The sequence below is a fragment of the Phyllobacterium sp. NPDC097923 genome, from assembly GCF_044760925.1.
Taxonomy (GTDB): Bacteria; Pseudomonadota; Alphaproteobacteria; order Rhizobiales; family Rhizobiaceae; genus Phyllobacterium; species Phyllobacterium calauticae.
In genome coordinates this window covers 305,044-318,981 of the sequence record NZ_JBIWBL010000001.1, presented here as the reverse complement: position 1 = coordinate 318,981, position 13,938 = coordinate 305,044, and the positions used below count along the sequence as shown (strand labels likewise).

General features: G+C 58.5%; 14 protein-coding genes. 1 reads left to right on the top strand and 13 read right to left on the bottom strand.

What is annotated here, in order from left to right; translation table 11 throughout:
• Positions 1-23 precede the first annotated feature (23 nt).
• Entirely contained in the window at positions 24-686 is a 663-nt protein-coding gene (gene rimP / locus ACIQWS_RS01610; protein WP_403169591.1) for a ribosome maturation factor RimP, read from the bottom strand.
• 412 nt (positions 687-1,098) lie between these two features.
• Here rimP and ACIQWS_RS01605 point away from each other — a divergent pair, with 412 nt between their 5' ends.
• Positions 1,099-1,263 carry a hypothetical protein gene (locus tag ACIQWS_RS01605; protein WP_165403430.1) on the top strand — a complete coding sequence of 55 codons (165 nt, stop codon included), beginning with the start codon at positions 1,099-1,101 and terminating at the stop codon, positions 1,261-1,263.
• Between the two features lie 28 nt (positions 1,264-1,291).
• Here the strand turns inward: ACIQWS_RS01605 and ACIQWS_RS01600 are convergent, their stop codons facing one another.
• The 12 genes from ACIQWS_RS01600 to ACIQWS_RS01545 form a co-directional block, all read right to left on the bottom strand.
• A complete protein-coding gene (locus tag ACIQWS_RS01600) occupies positions 1,292-2,809 on the bottom strand; it encodes a tripartite tricarboxylate transporter permease (RefSeq protein ID WP_346305930.1) in 1,518 nt (505 codons plus the stop codon).
• A gap of 14 nt (positions 2,810-2,823) precedes the next feature.
• Positions 2,824-3,306, bottom strand: coding sequence for a tripartite tricarboxylate transporter TctB family protein (locus ACIQWS_RS01595; protein WP_288191781.1), 483 nt, complete (start codon positions 3,304-3,306; stop codon positions 2,824-2,826).
• Complete coding sequence (locus ACIQWS_RS01590; RefSeq protein ID WP_346305929.1) at positions 3,303-4,253, bottom strand: tripartite tricarboxylate transporter substrate binding protein; 951 nt, start codon at positions 4,251-4,253, stop codon at positions 3,303-3,305. Before ACIQWS_RS01590 ends, ACIQWS_RS01595 begins: the two co-directional genes overlap by 4 nt.
• 236 nt (positions 4,254-4,489) lie before the next feature.
• The gene (locus ACIQWS_RS01585) at positions 4,490-5,197 is read right to left on the bottom strand and encodes a tRNA (guanosine(46)-N(7))-methyltransferase TrmB (RefSeq protein WP_288191783.1); all 708 of its coding nucleotides are present in this window, start codon (positions 5,195-5,197) and stop codon (positions 4,490-4,492) included.
• Positions 5,198-5,219: 22 nt separating this feature from the next.
• Entirely contained in the window at positions 5,220-6,485 is a 1,266-nt protein-coding gene (gene metK / locus ACIQWS_RS01580) for a methionine adenosyltransferase (protein ID WP_199537979.1), read from the bottom strand.
• 165 nt (positions 6,486-6,650) lie between these two features.
• Positions 6,651-7,070, bottom strand: coding sequence for a helix-turn-helix domain-containing protein (locus tag ACIQWS_RS01575; RefSeq protein ID WP_223612073.1), 420 nt, complete (start codon positions 7,068-7,070; stop codon positions 6,651-6,653).
• 100 nt (positions 7,071-7,170) lie between these two features.
• Positions 7,171-8,760: an apolipoprotein N-acyltransferase gene (gene lnt, locus ACIQWS_RS01570; protein ID WP_403169585.1), complete on the bottom strand. Its 1,590-nt coding sequence runs from the start codon at positions 8,758-8,760 to the stop codon at positions 7,171-7,173.
• A gap of 57 nt (positions 8,761-8,817) precedes the next feature.
• On the bottom strand, positions 8,818-9,906 hold the full coding sequence (locus tag ACIQWS_RS01565; protein WP_346305927.1) for a hemolysin family protein: 1,089 nt from the start codon (positions 9,904-9,906) through the stop codon (positions 8,818-8,820).
• Between the two features lie 5 nt (positions 9,907-9,911).
• Positions 9,912-10,409, bottom strand: a complete 498-nt coding sequence (gene ybeY / locus ACIQWS_RS01560) for an rRNA maturation RNase YbeY (RefSeq protein WP_403169581.1) — start codon at positions 10,407-10,409, stop codon at positions 9,912-9,914.
• Between the two features lie 161 nt (positions 10,410-10,570).
• A complete protein-coding gene (locus tag ACIQWS_RS01555) occupies positions 10,571-11,590 on the bottom strand; it encodes a PhoH family protein (protein ID WP_223612080.1) in 1,020 nt (339 codons plus the stop codon).
• 31 nt (positions 11,591-11,621) lie between these two features.
• Entirely contained in the window at positions 11,622-13,061 is a 1,440-nt protein-coding gene (gene miaB, locus ACIQWS_RS01550; protein WP_403169578.1) for a tRNA (N6-isopentenyl adenosine(37)-C2)-methylthiotransferase MiaB, read from the bottom strand.
• Between the two features lie 9 nt (positions 13,062-13,070).
• On the bottom strand, positions 13,071-13,937 hold the full coding sequence (locus ACIQWS_RS01545; protein ID WP_403177346.1) for a lysophospholipid acyltransferase family protein: 867 nt from the start codon (positions 13,935-13,937) through the stop codon (positions 13,071-13,073).
• Position 13,938: the final 1 nt, after the last annotated feature.

The window sequence follows — 13,938 nt, the reverse complement described above, 5'->3', positions numbered from 1 at the left end:
GCTTCTCCCGCGGCGTATGAAGATCAATCCTGTTTTGTCTGTTCCTGCTCAGCGGATTCGGCGTCGTCAGGCGCTACAGCGCCCTCCTCGGGAATCCGGCCTTCGCGCAAATCCTTGTCGCGGCGCAAGGCATCGCGAATGAGATCGTCCGTCAAAATGAGCCGCGCATCCGAGATCAACTCGAATGGCACCTCGATCACCGGCTCATCACCATAACTCGCCTGATCGCTTTCTATCGTGACACTGTCATCAGTAACGGCAGCGATGCGGCCGCGGAATTTCTTGCGCCCGCTCAGTACCGCAGATGTATCAACCTTGACGACATGACCGGACCACGTGTTGAAATCCGACTTGCGCACCAGCGGGCGATCGATACCCGGCGACGATACTTCCAAGTGGTAATGACGGTCGATAGGGTCTTCCACATCGAGAACCGGCGACATCGTCCGGCTGACCAGTTCGCAATCCTCGACGGTCATGGTGCCATCGAAGCGTTCGGTCATGATCTGCAAGGTCAGGCCGTTCAGTCCGGAAAGCCGAACACGCACAAGGCGGAAACCAATGGATTCCAGCACTGGCTCGATAATACCAGCAATACGGGCATCGACGCCCGTCTCGGTGATAATGCGCTCTTCATGCGCGGTTGTTTCAACCGCTTGGTGTTCTGTTTTGGTGCCGTCTGTCACGCAGAATTTTCCCTGTTTCGGCCCCAAGAAACAAAAAAGAGCGGGACCTGTGTGGACCCACCCCTGTTCTATCGACCAAGAATATGACTTCTATATATCGAAATGAGGGGAGAGTTTCAAGCTCTGTGACGAATTTCTGCGCGTCCGCCGCAGTTCGGCGATTTCAACGCCGCATGCAGCCGCACATACCGCTTCCCGCGTTGCAAGGGCCGGCCGTTCAAACGGCGATATGCCGGAATGGTCAAAAATCATCCAAACAAATGGATTCGGGCTTTTGTAAGGGCCGAAGATGCCGAATTCATGCCACCGCAATGCATTTTCGCATGGCTGCCGTGCGCTGCGGGGCCTAACCCTTTCGAGCCAACTCCCCTATCTATGCTGCATCGCAATATAACTGCGAAAGGAATGAGCCATGACCAAGAGACATATGCCTTACAAGATCAGCCGCTTTCTCAACGTATTCGGCAGTGCCGTTGCTGTTGCTTCTGCAACACGCCTCGGTCATCAGCCGATCCCGTCGGATTTGCGCAATCTCGGCATTGACCCTGTTCAGTTCAGCACAATCCACCGGAATTAATATCCCGGTGGACCGGGCTGATCGCTGATCAGTCCTCGTTCGCAGCAAGCTGCGACAATACCCTGCCTTTGCCCCGTGCCCGCAAGATCAGTGGCACGACCACGGCACAGACCGCCAAAACAAGCAGAATGATCGCAATAGGCGACCCGACCAGCACGGTAACGTCGCCCTGGCTGATTGCCAGCGCACGGCGCAATTGCTGCTCGGCCATCGGCCCGAGAATCAGGCCGACCACAACCGGCGCAATCGGATAACCGAACCGGCGCAGAATATACCCCATGACACCGAATGCCAGCAGCATGCCAAGCTCGAATGTCGACGGGTTGGCGCCGATGGTGCCAAGCGTGGCAAACACGAGAATGCCGGCATAAAGCCAGTGCCTCGGGATGGACAGCAAGCGCACCCAGAGCCCGATCATCGGCAGATTCAGCACCAGCAGCATGAAATTGGCCACGAGAAGGCTGGCGATCAATCCCCAGACAATCTGCGGGTTCGTGGCGAACAGCAACGGTCCGGGCTGCAGGCCGAACTGCTGGAAACCGGCCAGCATGATGGCTGCGGTTGCCGTCGTCGGCAGCCCAAGCGTCAGCAGCGGGACCAGTGTTCCAGCAGCCGATGCATTGTTGGCGGCTTCCGGACCTGCCACACCTTCAATGGCGCCATGGCCAAATTCCTCCGGCTTCTTCGCCAGTTGCTTCTCCACCGAATAGGACAGGAATGTACCGATCTCGGCGCCGCCTGCCGGCATGGCGCCGATCGGGAAACCGATGACCGTGCCGCGCAGCCACGGCTTCCACGACCGCGACCAGTCTTCCCTGTTCATCCACACCGATCCCTTGACCGGCTCGATCTTTTCATCCCCGCCGTAGCGGGCAGCCGCGACACTGAGGGTCTCGCCGATTGCAAACAGGGCAACAGCAAGGGTGGTGACTTCCACACCATCCAGAAGGTCAGGAATACCGAAAGCCAGCCGCGCCTGCCCCGTCTGGAGATCGATGCCAACCAATCCGAGGGCAAGGCCGAGAAAGAGTGCCGTGAGCCCACGCAGGGTTGAATCGCCGAAGGCGGCGGACACGGTCATGAACGCCAGGATCATCAGGGCAAAATATTCGGCCGGACCGAACGACAGGGCGAATTTGACGATTGTCGGCGCAATCAGCGCAAGCCCAAGCGTTGCGATCAGGCCGGCAACGAAGGAACCGATGGCGGCCGTTGCCAGCGCCGGCCCTCCGCGTCCGGCGCGGGCCATCTTGTTGCCCTCCAGCGCCGTGACGATGGAAGCGCTTTCCCCCGGCGTGTTCAAAAGGATCGAGGTGGTCGAGCCCCCATACATGCCGCCATAGTAAATGCCGGCAAACATGATGAGTGAACCCGCCGGGTCAAGCTTGTAGGTGACCGGCAAGAGCAGCGCCACCGTCAGCGCCGGCCCGATGCCGGGCAGAACGCCGACAGCGGTACCGAGCGTGACACCGACGAGCGCGTAAAACAGGTTCATCGGCTCCAGCGCGACCAGAAAGCCGTGGGCGAGGAGTGTAAATGTATCCATGGCTGTGATGCCTTTTAAATGAGGTGCTCAAGCGGCCCGGCAGGAAGCGACAATTGCAGCCCCTTGGCGAAAATGATCCAGACGACGAAAGAAAGGGCGATCCCAATCGGAATCGTCATCCACAACGGCCTTTTGCCAAAACCGCGGGCTGTCGCCGCAAACAATATGCCGGTTGCAATGGAAAAGCCGACCGTGTTCAGGAGCAGCATCTGCGCGGCAAGCCCGCCGACAATCCAGATGACAGGGCCAAACTCCTGCGCCTCGCGCTCGGGAAAATCCCCGCGCCAGGCTTCAATGCCGGTCCAGACGGACAGCACGAAAAGACAGCCGGATATGGTGTAGGGAAATGCGCCGGGGCCGATGCGCGTGGTGCTTCCACCGTGGGCGGTCGCGGTGCTGTAGACAATGACAGCTGCAACCAGAGCGAGAACGACGGCTATAACCAGCGCCGCCCGGTCAGGGCGGCGCGTTGCGGATGCAGACACGTTGTTTGTCATTTTACCAGGCCGATATCTTTCAGGATTGCCGATGTTGCTTCGGTATCCTTCGCCAGCTGCGTCTTGAACGCATCACCTGCAAGATAGGTGTCTGCCCAACCCTTGGTGGCAAGCTGATCCTGCCACGCCTTCGACTTCACCATCTTCTCGACATCGGCGCTGATCACAGCTTCCTGTTCTTTGGAAATGCCGGGGGCCGCAGCAACCATGCGCCAGTTCTGGATGGCCACATCGATGCCGCCCTCCTTGAACGTCGGTGCATCAACGCCTGCTACCTTCGCATCGCTGGAAATGCCGATAATGCGCAGTGTACCAGCCTTGATCTGCGATTCGAATTCGCCATAACCGGAAATGCCCACCGTCACCTGATTGCCGAGAATGGCAGCCAGCGCTTCGCCACCGCCGGAGAAAGCGATATAATTGACCTTGGTCGGGTCAACACCCGCCGCCTTGGCGATCAGGCCCGCCGTGATGTGGTCCGTACCGCCAGCCGAGCCGCCGCCCCACGACACCGAACCTGGATCGGACTTCAGCTTTTCCACGAGATCGGCCATGCTCTTGATGGGCGATGCTGCGGGGACAACCAGCGCTTCGAATTCGCCGGTCAGCCGGGCGATGGGGGTAACCTGGCTGAGATTGACCGGCGACGCATTGGTCAGGATGGCGCCGACCATGACGTAGCCGCCGACGATCAGCTGCGCAGGATCGCCTTTTGCCGAATTGGCAAACTGGGCAAGGCCAATGGTGCCGCCAGCGCCGGGAACATTGACCACCTGAACGCTTCCGGAAATCTTCTCATCCTGCAGCACGGACTGGATGGTGCGGGCGGTCTGGTCCCAGCCACCGCCGGGGGCAGCCGGTGCCATGATCTTGTAATCGGCAGCAAAGGCCGAACCCGACACAATCATCGCGCCGGCAGCAGCGAAAGCAAGCAACATTTTACGCATTGTAGAAATCCTCCCGTGACAGCATTCCGCCGTCTGTTTTTGCTGGTTCTTTGAAGAAGCCGGGAGGCGGCAACAGTCAAAGTCTTGAACTGACGCCAAGCGCGCAATTCAACGTACACCAATAAACTATAGGACAGCCTCCCAGCGGTCTCCTCATGCTCAGATTGACAGGAGAAAACTGTCTGGAAGCTGTCACGTATTGGAGAAGACCGGCCAATATCGGCCGGATCGGCAAATCAGCGGCGTGAAAAAGTCAAGTAAGCACCGACACGCCCTTCGCGATGCGCTTTCTGCTCATAGCGGGTGCCGGGCCAAGCCTCATAGGGCGTGTGCCAGTCGGCGGATGTTTCGGCCTGCCACGCGAACGCGCCATGAGCGCGGCAATGCTGCAATGTCCAGTTGACGTAAGTATCGATATCCGACGCAAAACGGAACGGGCTGCCCGGCTTCAGTACCCGGGCAAAACGGTCAAGGTTCTTCTGGCTGACGAAGCGGCGCTTCCAATGTTTCTTTTTCGGCCAAGGATCCGGATAAAACAGATCGATACCGTCAAGCGATGCGTCCGGCAGCCAGTCCAGGACCTGCGTTGCATCGTCGTCGTACAGGCGAATGTTCTGCAGGGGATTTTCGTGCAGATCGACAACCAGCTTTGCCATGCTGTTGACGAAAGGCTCGACACCGATAAAGCCGGACTTGGGAAAACGGGCAGCTTCATGCAGCAGGTGCTCGCCGCCGCCAAAGCCGATTTCGAGCCGGACCTTGTCGACCTCCGCAGTAAAAAGACTGCGAAGGTCGCCGGGTGCAGGTTCCGACAGATCCAGTTTCAGCAGCGGCAGCAACTCGTCGCGGATGGAGCGTTGCAGGGGCCGCAGTGTCTTGCCATTGCGTCTGCCGAAAAACGCTTCCGTTGAGCGCTCGCGCCTGGGCTCTTCTGTATCTGTCATCATCTTCAATCAAACTGGCTGCTTACGCAGCCAGTGCACTCTTCAACTGCTTGGCCAGATCGGTCTTTTCCCAGGAGAACGAACCGTCACGACCGGGCTTGCGACCGAAATGGCCATAGGCGGATGTCTTGGCGTAGATCGGCTTGTTCAGGTCAAGATGCTTGCGGATGCCGGTGGGCGACAGGTCCATGACCTTGCGCAGGGCAGCTTCCACCGCATCTTCATTCACCTTGCCGGTGCCATGCAGGTCAACATAGACCGACAGAGGCTGGGCAACGCCGATGGCGTAGGACAACTGGATTGTGCAGCGATCGGCAAAGCCGGCGGCGACAACATTCTTGGCGAGATAGCGCGCCGCATAGGCAGCCGAGCGGTCAACCTTGGTGGTGTCCTTGCCGGAGAACGCACCGCCGCCATGGGGCGCCGCGCCGCCATAGGTGTCCACGATGATCTTGCGGCCTGTCAGCCCTGCGTCACCATCCGGTCCGCCGATGACAAACTTGCCGGTCGGGTTGATGTACCAGACGCAATTGTCGGCAATCTTGAGATCGCCCAGCGCTTCACGGATGTAGGGTTCAACGACCTTGCGAACCTTTTTGGAATCCCAGCTGGCATCCAGATGCTGCGTCGAAAGAACGATCTGCGTCGCTTCCGCCGCTACGCCATCGACGTAACGAACCGTCACCTGGCTCTTGGCATCGGGGCCAAGCCGGCCGGCCTCGCCCTCGCCCTTGTGGCGGGCAGCGGCGAGAAGCTCGAGAATCTTGTGCGAATAATAGATCGGAGCCGGCATCAGGTCCGGTGTTTCCCGGCAGGCATAGCCGAACATGATACCCTGGTCGCCTGCGCCCTCTTCACCCTGACGGTCAGAAGCATTGTCGACGCCCTGCGCAATGTCGGCCGACTGCGGATGCAGCAGCACGTCAATCTTTGCGGTCTTCCAGCTGAAGCCATCCTGCTCATAGCCGATATCGCGGATCGCACGGCGGGCGGCAGCGCGGAAGCGGGAGGGATTGATGACCGGATGACCCTTTGCGTCATGAACAACGGCGCCGTTCTTGTCCTTCTTGAGCAGCGTGTCGGGGACACGCACTTCACCGGCAATAACAACCCGGTTGGTCGTTGCCAAGGTTTCACAGGCAATACGCACAGTCCACGGATCAACACCCGTTTTCTTTGCTTCCTTATAAATCATGTCGACGATTTCATCGGAAATACGGTCGCAAACCTTATCTGGATGACCTTCCGATACAGACTCACTGGTAAAAAGATAGGAACTGCGTGTCACGGGAAACCCCTCTTGAAACAAACGTACGCCCATTCCACAGGGAACGAGCCTGCGTAGTGTTTGCCAAGGTCCAAGGATTCAGTCAATCGCTTTCGTTTTCAAACAAACAGCATTGGAAGAATTTTTCTACTGTTTGAACGGAAAGACCGACAGGCTAACGGGAATCTATCCTTCGGGATCTTCTTCGTGGCTCAATGTCCGCACCAGATCGAGGATTTTCCGGCGAATCTTCGGGTCGCCGATCTTGGCGAAGGCCCGCGCAAGCTGTATCCCCTCGGAGCTGTTGAGAAAGCCCACCACGTATGTGTTGTCACTTTCCTCCTCGAACCCCTGCACCTTCTCCGGCTGGTCGGGCATATCATCAAAGAAAAACGTGACGGGTACGTTGAGAACGTTGCCAATCGCTTGCAGACGGCTGGCACCTACCCGGTTGACACCCTTTTCGTATTTTTGAATTTGCTGAAATGTAATTCCCAGGCTATCGCCTAGTCTTTCCTGGCTGAGGCCAACCATGTTCCGGCGCAGACGGATTCGGGCGCCCACGTGGACGTCAACTGGGTTCGGTCGCTTTTTATTATCGGGCATGAAAATCTCATTCGTATGAAATGGGGCTGAAAACTAATTTTATCATCAATGTATCAACAGACCAAATATAACGGTATTCGACAGGGCAAAGGTAAAAAAGTCAACCGAGACGCCTTCTATCCCGATAAAAATACGCCAGTACGGCAGCAAAAAGCAGACCGAGTACAATCAGAAATTGAAATCTGCGTAAGCCTTCACTTAATGGTAGTTGAACCCTGCCGGGAAGCGCCACATCGATCACACCCACTGCATTCAGTGCCAGGGCATCGATGATTCGACCGTAGGGATCGACAACCGCTGATAGTCCATTGTTGGCGGCACGGACAAGCGGCAAACCCTGCTCGACCGCGCGCAATTGCGCCTGGCGGAAGTGCTGATATGGACCCGGCGTATCGCCATACCATGCATCATTGGTCACATTGATGATCGCGTCGGCCGCCGGCCCCTGATACCCCATTTCAGCCGGAAAGATCGCTTCATAGCAGATGAGCGGCAAAGCCGTGAGATTGTCGTTCACCTTGAGCGACTGCTTGGAGGCGCCTGCGGTAAACCCGCCAGGCATTCCCGCAATTTCGCTCAAACCCAGGCTGCGCAGAATGCCTTCGAGCGGAAGATATTCCCCGAAAGGAACCAGATGTACCTTGTCGGCAGCACCAGTAATCTCACCGGCATCATTGATGCTGTAGATCGTGTTGTAATACAGCGGCGGCTGATTGCCTCCCGGCTCCTCCATCCGCACGGCCCCGGCGAGCAGGACTTGCCCCTCTTTCAGCATTCCGGCAATGGCCCGCAACGCGTCGGGTGTTCTCGTCAGGATATAGGGGACCGCTGTTTCCGGCCAGACAATCACGTCGGGTGCGGGGGCGCCGGATCGCGGCGGCTTGCCGCTCATGGCGAGATATTTATCAAGAATATCGCGGCGCGCTTCCACGTCAAACTTCAGATCCTGCGCGATCGACGGCTGAACGATACGAACATTGGGGCCCTTTGCCACAAGGCTGGCCGTCTGCAGCCTGTAAAACCCGTAACCCGCATGGGCGCACACCAGGATCAGCGCGACAACCAGGCCGGTTCTGATATCCCGGCGGCCAGCAAGCAAAGCGGGCATGGAAAACACCGCAACGGCCAGCGCATTCATGCCCAGAAGGCCGACAAAAACCGATGACTGCATGAGAACGGGAACCGGCATCGCCGCATAACCGATTGCATTCCAGGGGAAACCGGTGAGCAAAGTCGAACGCAGCCACTCGGCAATACCGAAGGCAAAGGCCAGCGACAGAACACGGCCCATCCCTTCGCTCCAGAACAGCCGCGCCAGCGCTGCAGCAAAAGCGTAGAAAACGGCGAGAACGGCCGGCAGTCCAAGCACGGCAAGCGGAATTGCCCAGGCAAAGCCGGCAGCGTCCACCAGCAGTGCATTCCCCAGCCACCAGAGGCCAAAGACGAAATAACCGAAACCAAACCACCAGCCAATCATGGCTGCCGGCCAAAGCCTGCGGAGAGGCCCGGCGCCCGCATTGTCGACGGCGCCGTCAATCAGCCAGACAAGAACCGGAAAGGAGATGAAGCAGACGGCAAAAAAATCATAGGGCGGCAGCGCGAAACTGGCCAGTGCACCCATGAGAAATGCCAGCGCAACACGCTTCCATCCCCACAGCAGGATGATTTTTCCGGCCAGACGCTGGATCATGCCATGCCCCACCCTTGGTGATTTTTCGTCAGTATAAGCGGGTGAGACTTGCGCCAATCATTCGTCCATTTCAGCGGGTTCATCCGCCGCGCCCGGACGCGGAGCGCGCGGGCGGCGCTCGGCATGGCGCAGCGGCACGATGCGGACCTTGCGGATACGGCGCGGGTCAGCTTCGAGCACATGGAACTCATAGCCCGGAACCGCCTGAACCATCTCGCCGCGCACGGGAATACGCCCGAGAATCGAGAAGATCAGACCGCCGACCGTGTCGACGTCTTCGCCATGCTCGCCAACGACAAAGCCGGGCCCGATCTTTCCCGCGACCTCTTCAAGATCGGCGCGGGCATCGGCGATGAAGACGCCTTCCGGCTCCTCCATGATCATCACTTCGTCGTCGTCGTGCTCGTCTTCAATATTGCCGACGACCATTTCGACGATATCTTCCAGCGATACCAGGCCGTCGGTCCCGCCGTACTCATCGATAACCAGCGCTATCTGAATGCGCTGTGCCTGCATGCGGCCCATCAGGTCATTGGCAAGCATCGAGGGCGGCACGAAAAGGATCGGCCGCATGAGACTGAGCTCTGCAATGGTCTTGGTCAGTTCGACATTGCCCAGATCAAACTTGGCAGCAGCCGGTGCCTTGGGTGCCTTCGCCGACGTTCGGCGCTGGGTCTTCACCCTGGAAATCTTGGTGATGTAATTGACCACATCACGGATATGCACCATGCCGCGCGGATCATCCAGCGTTTCCGCGAAAACCGGCATGCGCGAATGGCCGGATTTCTCGAAAACCTCCAGCAGATCGCCGAGAGTCGTGGTGATATCAACCGCCTCAATATCGGCGCGGGGGATCATCACATCCTCCACGCGCAATTCGCGCAGGCGCAGGATGTTGTGAAGCATGGCGCGTTCTTCCGGCGAAAACGCCGTATCGCCATTATCCGTGCCCGCCAGCGCCGCATCGATATCCTCTCGCAGGGATGTGCCCGGGCGAGCGCGCAGAAATGGAAAAATTGCAGTGAGAAGCGAGCGCTTTTCGGTTGCGGGCGCTCTGGTGCTACTTTGCCCCTCGGCGTCACTCTCCTGCCCGGTTATGCCCTTGGCGGGCGCGGCAGGATCGTTCTGGTGCGACGTGTCAGACATGGTCCTCAATCGGATTGATCGTCAGTGACCGATAGCGCATATGGGTCGGGAATGGCAAGATGCGCGAGAATTTTACGCTCCAGATCTTCCATCTCTTCCGCTTCGCTCTCGATAATATGATCATAGCCCAGCAGATGCAAAAAGCCGTGCACGATCAGATGCGTCAAATGATGGTCGAAAGGTTTCTGTTCATCGGCAGCTTCACGCTCGACCGTTTCCCGTGCGATGACGATGTCGCCGAGCATAGGGCCGGGTTTCTGGCCGGGCTTGATCGGAAAGGCGGGAAATGACAGAACATTGGTTGGCTTGTCCTTGTCGCGCCAGTCATTGTTGAGTTCGCGGATCGCCGCGTCGTCGGTAAAGACGAGGCTGAGTTCACTCACCGGTTGCGGGCCGCGATCCAATGTCTGCCATGCAGCAGCAATGGCCTTTTCGGCAAGCGCCTGCAGGGTGGCCTCCTCGGGCCAGCCGTCGGTTTCAACGAGAATATCGGTATCGATCAAAATTGTACCATCAAGCGTTGGATATCTTTCGAGCACTCAGCCCGTTGAGTCGGATAATGCGGTTTTCAAGAACCGGAGCGCCGTGGACATTGTAGTCCATAAACGCCGGAAGTGCAGAAAATCGCATCAGACGGCCAACGGGATAAAGTGATCGAAATATCTCAGGGCTTGGCGCCTTCCTTGTCGTAGGCACGGACGATTGCCGCAACAAGCGGATGGCGGACAACGTCCACATCCGAGAAGCGGACTGTGACAATCCCGCTGACGCCATCGAGAATTCTCAGCGCTTCAACCAGACCGGATTTCTGGCCAGGAGGAAGATCGACCTGACTGGGATCACCGGTGATGATCATGCGTCCGTTTTCACCAAGACGGGTGAGAAACATCTTCATCTGCATGGCTGTCGTGTTCTGCGCCTCATCAAGAATGATGGCAGAATGCGCCAGTGTGCGTCCGCGCATGAAAGCCAGCGGTGCAATTTCGATGACACCGGCAGCAATGGCCCGTTCGACCTTGTCGGCGGGCATCATGTCATACAGCGCATCATAGAGCGGCCGCAGATACGGATCGACCTTTTCCTTCATGTCGCCGGGCAGGAAGCCAAGACGTTCACCAGCCTCCACCGCCGGACGCGACAGAATGATCCGGTCCACCAGACCACGCTCAAGAAGCATGGCGGCATGGGCAACGGCCAGATAGGTCTTGCCGGTACCGGCAGGGCCGACGCCGAACACCATTTCCGAGCGGTCCAGTGCCCGCATATAGGCATCCTGTGTGGGCGTGCGGGCAAAAATCGTCTTCTTGCGGGTCGATATCTGGGCTGCAGCCATCTTGCTCTTGTTTTCCATGCTGGGAAGCGTCAGTTGATCGTCGGCGGCAATAGCCATGCGCAATGCGCCATCCACATCGGATGCCGAGATATCATGGCCCTTCTGCAGCTGTTCATAGAGCTGATCGAGGGCCCTTCGGGCCTGTTCGGTCGCGCCCGGTTCGCCGCGAATCGCAAGCTGGTTTCCCTTGGAGCGGACATCGACACCCAACTTCTGTTCGATGCGGGCAAGGTTCTCGTCGAACTGACCGAACAAGGCGCTTGCCAGCCGGTTATTGTCGAATGTCAGTACGATATGCGCCAGATCCGAGGCCCCTGACGGAGCGGGTTTCAGCTTTTCGGTGGCGGTCAATCGGCTCTCCTTACCAAAAGGTGTTCAGTGCTTATATAGTCCCGTCGCTCGTCGTTTCCATCTCACGAACCCCAATCAGGCTGTTGGTTCCCGTGCTGATGATTCGTACGCTGATTATGTCGCCGATTTCGCCGCCATGTACATCGATAATTACAGGTTGTAACCAGGGAGATCGTCCAACCATCTGTCCGGGTTCCCGCCCGGCCTTTTCGATCAGCACGTCCATAGTTTGACCGACCAGACTGCGCTGGAATGCATATTGCTGTTCAGACAGCAGGGCCTGCAGGCGCTGCAACCGTTCGTCCTTCACGGCTTCGGAGACATGATCTTCCATATCCGCACCAGGCGTGCCGGGGCGGGGCGAGTATTTGAACGAATAAGCCGCGGCATAGGTGACGTCGCGCACGATCTGCAGTGTCGCCTCGAAATCCGCGTCGGTCTCGCCGGGAAAGCCGACGATGAAATCCCCGGAAAGGGCAATGTCCGAGCGCGCCTCGCGAATCCGGTTGATCAGCCGCACATATTCCGCAGCCGTATGCCTGCGGTTCATGGCCTTGAGAATGCGGTCCGACCCCGCCTGTACCGGCAGGTGCAGATAGGGCATGAGCATCGGCAGGTCGCGGTGGGCATGGATCAGCGTGTCATCCATATCGCGCGGATGGCTGGTCACGTAGCGCAGGCGCGCAATGCCGGGTATCTCAGCCAGACGGTAGAGCAGCTCGCCCAATCCCCACTCGCGCCCGTCGGCGCCTTCGCCATGCCAGGCATTGACGTTCTGGCCGAGCAGAGTCAGTTCGCGCACGCCGGCATCAGCCAGCTTTTCGGCTTCCTTCAAGATCTGCGCGACCGGTCGCGAGACTTCCGAACCGCGGGTATAGGGCACCACGCAGAATGTGCAGAACTTGTCGCACCCCTCCTGGACAGTCAAAAAAGCCGTCACACCACGGCTTCTTGTCTGCTCCTTGCGGGGAGCCGGCAGATGCTCGAACTTGTCTTCGATCGCATATTCCGTCTCGACGACCCGCTCGCCCTGCCGCACACGGGCAAGCGCCTGCGGCAGGCGATGATAGGTCTGCGGACCGACCACCAAATCCACCACCGGCGCGCGGCGGGTGATCTCGTCGCCTTCCGCCTGCGCCACGCAACCGGCAACGCCGACGGTCAGCTCGCGACCTTCTTTGGCGCGGGCGTCCTTCATCTTGCGCAGGCGGCCGAGCGCCGAATAGAGTTTTTCCGAGGCTTTCTCGCGAATATGACAGGTGTTGATCAACACCAGGTCGGCGTCCTCCGCCGTATCGGTGGGGCTATAGCCTTCCGCCGCCAGACTGTCCGTCATACGCTGGCTGTCATAGACATTCATCTGACAGCCATAGGTCTTCACATAGACCTTGCGCGTGTTCGCAAGTGCTGGCGAAATGGATACGGTTCCGGATGTCTCGTCCGGTTTATGCGAGGTGATGATATCGTCCATGCGAGGCTTCTAAAGCTTTTTGAGGCCTTTGAGAATAGCAGAGTCACCCGGAATGGCTGACTCCGGCGTTTCTCCCGCCGCTGCGACAAGATCCCGGCCAAGGAGCGACGACAGCATCATCTCCCTCACCCGCTTCTCCATCAACCGTGCCAGCATCTTGCGGTTGGTCTTGCTGTCGATGGTCATCGGTTCGCCGAACCAGACATCGACATCGATCGCACCGTCCTTCAAAAGCCCGATCAGGCTCGGTCCCAGCGGCACGTCGCCCGGCCAAGAAATGATCGGGCGATGGAAGCGGCCCATCGGCACGCCATGCACCCGCGTATAGGCAATCGCGACGGGTTGCACCGTCACTGTTTCCACGCTGGTTTCGCGGATTGCCACCTGGGCGGCACCGAAAAGCGAGGTCTTGAAGGGCAGGACACGATTGCCGTCGGAGGTGGTTCCCTCGGCAAACAGCACCATGACGTCACCGGCGGCCAGACGCGTTGCGATCTCGCTCGCCTGATCATGGGTCTTGCCGCGCTTTTCCCTCTCCACGAAGACGGAGCGCTGCAGTTTGGAGAGCATGCCGAACAGCGGCCAGCTCGCCACTTCGATCTTGGCGATAAAGGACAATTCCTTGAGCGCCCCCAGCACCACGATATCGGTCCACGATGCGTGATTGGCCGCCAGCAGCAGCGGGCGCTGCGTTGCCATGTCCCCATGCATGTGGATGCGCAAGCCCAGCAGTTTGGCAACGATGCGGTGATAGAAAATCGGAAACCGCTTGCGCAAGCCCCAGCCGGCCTTGAGGAAAAAATACTGCAATGGCACCGAGATCAGGGTGACCAGCGCAAAAGCCGTGGCCGTGACAGTAAAACGGACCCAGGACATC

Excerpts from the sequence above, each read along its gene's own strand:
- ACIQWS_RS01595 (WP_288191781.1), bottom strand. The coding sequence starts at position 3,306 with ATGACAAACAACGTGTCTGCATCCGCAACGCGCCGCCCTGACCGGGCG.
- ACIQWS_RS01605 (WP_165403430.1), top strand. The coding sequence starts at position 1,099 with ATGACCAAGAGACATATGCCTTACAAGATCAGCCGCTTTCTCAACGTA.
- miaB (WP_403169578.1), bottom strand. The coding sequence starts at position 13,061 with ATGGACGATATCATCACCTCGCATAAACCGGACGAGACATCCGGAACC.
- ACIQWS_RS01585 (WP_288191783.1), bottom strand. The coding sequence starts at position 5,197 with ATGACAGATACAGAAGAGCCCAGGCGCGAGCGCTCAACGGAAGCGTTT.
- ACIQWS_RS01545 (WP_403177346.1), bottom strand. The coding sequence starts at position 13,937 with ATGTCCTGGGTCCGTTTTACTGTCACGGCCACGGCTTTTGCGCTGGTC.
- ACIQWS_RS01600 (WP_346305930.1), bottom strand. The coding sequence starts at position 2,809 with ATGGATACATTTACACTCCTCGCCCACGGCTTTCTGGTCGCGCTGGAG.
- ACIQWS_RS01565 (WP_346305927.1), bottom strand. The coding sequence starts at position 9,906 with ATGTCTGACACGTCGCACCAGAACGATCCTGCCGCGCCCGCCAAGGGC.
- ACIQWS_RS01590 (WP_346305929.1), bottom strand. The coding sequence starts at position 4,253 with ATGCGTAAAATGTTGCTTGCTTTCGCTGCTGCCGGCGCGATGATTGTG.
- lnt (WP_403169585.1), bottom strand. The coding sequence starts at position 8,760 with ATGATCCAGCGTCTGGCCGGAAAAATCATCCTGCTGTGGGGATGGAAG.
- ACIQWS_RS01575 (WP_223612073.1), bottom strand. The coding sequence starts at position 7,070 with ATGCCCGATAATAAAAAGCGACCGAACCCAGTTGACGTCCACGTGGGC.